Origin of the sequence: Xenorhabdus sp. SGI246, assembly GCF_040838225.1 — a bacterium.
Lineage (GTDB): Bacteria > Pseudomonadota > Gammaproteobacteria > Enterobacterales > Enterobacteriaceae > Xenorhabdus > Xenorhabdus indica.
The window spans coordinates 1-1,287 of the sequence record NZ_JBFPEZ010000141.1; the positions used below are offsets into that span (position 1 = coordinate 1).

The window sequence follows — 1,287 nt, forward strand, 5'->3', positions numbered from 1 at the left end:
GCGGGCTGGTCTACAATCGGTACAGATATTATTCGCCGGTGGCGGGGCAGTACTTGACGCCCGACCCTATTGGGTTAGCGGGAGGCGATAATCATTATGCTTACGTGAAAAACCCGGCACGATTTATAGACCCGCTAGGATGGGCTGCATGGGAACCTGGTAAATTTAATGAATGGTTTGATAAAGCTACAGTTCAAGACATTATAAATAATAAAGCATCTGTTTCTTCCGCTTTAAGAGGGGCAGGAGGAAAACATGAAATGTTTCCTGTTTCTTTAGCTGCTAAAGCAAAAGAATTAGGTTTTACAGCAGAAGAACTAAAAAAATATGTTGTAGATACAGATAAGATTACGTTCACAAATGTAACGGACTCCAAAGGAAATCCTGTACCAGATGGCGGGCATCATGGAAGTAGAGCAGGTAGGCATTTTCATAATAAATTAATTGCAGACCTGAAAAACGCTAAAAGTAAATTTGATGCCAAGAAAATAATGGTCAGACATCATCGTAACCACATGATATATACTGGGAAATGCGGAAAATGACAACTGAAAATAGAGTGCATTTATGGATTGGAAATAATTTTTCCTCTGAAGACGAATATATAAAATATTTTGAGCTAGATTATTCTGTTGAAGGCAATTTTGATGATCCTAACTATAAACTTTGCCAGTTTTGTAAGGATGTTGGTCTTCAATGGTACGATGAGGATTTTATAGGAATAATTCCGCGTCGCGATGAAAGTGTCTCTATAGATGAAATTTTAATTGATGCTGCTGTTGATCAAGATGAATTTCAATCAATAAAAGACATATGTGACAAATTAGGATTAAAAGACGCAAATGCCATTTTTTGGTATCAGGATTCAGAACTACACATAAACCCTCCATATAAAGAACAATACAATGGACTGAAATATATAGGGTTATTTGAGGGTGATTAGTTTAATTATAATAGATTAATATCTTATATCTAGAATTGAAGCCGGAAAGATCCCCATGATCTTCCGGCTTTCTTCTTTTTTAAAAGCCGCTCAGTGCCTGCCTTTAGCGGCTTTTATAGTCGCCAATCAGTTCGCGCATCCGCAGCTTAATCTCACTGAGCTGGTCTTGCTGGCGCTGATACTGTTGCTTGATGGTGCGGGTCTCGTCGCTGTCAGGAATAAGCACTAAGCAGCCATCCATAATCTTCACGGTCAGGGTACAACCTTTATCAAACCCGGCGGCCTTAAGCCACTGGCCTTTAAGATGGATCGCAGGCGGGGCGTTGGCCTTGTTATTTTGCGGC

Annotated in this window: 3 protein-coding genes; 2 read left to right on the forward strand and 1 reads right to left on the reverse strand. The window is 39.9% G+C overall.

Features of this window, described 5'->3' with window-relative positions; translation table 11 throughout:
• Together ABLA85_RS18515 and ABLA85_RS18520 are read left to right on the forward strand one after the other, a co-directional pair.
• The coding region (locus tag ABLA85_RS18515; protein WP_367965785.1) for an RHS repeat-associated core domain-containing protein at nucleotides 1-545 on the forward strand (545 nt) is incomplete at its 5' end.
• The gene (locus ABLA85_RS18520; RefSeq protein WP_367965786.1) at nucleotides 542-943 is read left to right on the forward strand and encodes an immunity 22 family protein; all 402 of its coding nucleotides are present in this window, start codon (nucleotides 542-544) and stop codon (nucleotides 941-943) included. The genes ABLA85_RS18515 and ABLA85_RS18520, both read left to right, overlap by 4 nt.
• A gap of 103 nt (nucleotides 944-1,046) precedes the next feature.
• On the opposite strand, the gene ABLA85_RS18525 is transcribed toward ABLA85_RS18520, so the two are convergent.
• On the reverse strand, nucleotides 1,047-1,287 hold a 241-nt coding region (locus tag ABLA85_RS18525), incomplete at its 5' end, for a SymE family type I addiction module toxin (RefSeq protein WP_367965787.1).